Raw genomic sequence first — 261 nt, forward strand, 5'->3', positions numbered from 1 at the left:
CGATGCGACTCGACGGCATCATGCAGATCGCCGAACAGCAGCGCGCGTTGCATGCGATACACCCAGTAGGCGAGATCCACCAGCGTGACGGGCGCACCCTCGACGGGGACGGGCGGGGCCTCTTCGTCGGGGTCCGGCGCGCCATCCTGCAACGCCGTGACGAACGCCCACTTCGCGAGAAACGATTTGATGACGAGGCGAAAATTCGCGTCGCGCACCAGCGCAAGACCTCGCGCAATCGTCGCGCGCACGTCGCCGAGG

Annotated in this window: 1 protein-coding gene; it reads right to left on the bottom strand. The window is 66.7% G+C overall.

Annotation, left to right across the window (positions count from 1 at the left end):
* On the bottom strand, positions 1 to 261 hold a 261-nt coding region (locus tag SB753_RS38460; RefSeq protein WP_410805340.1), incomplete at both ends, for a hypothetical protein.

Source organism: Paraburkholderia sp. SIMBA_053, assembly GCF_046534895.1.
Lineage (GTDB): Bacteria > Pseudomonadota > Gammaproteobacteria > Burkholderiales > Burkholderiaceae > Paraburkholderia > Paraburkholderia caledonica.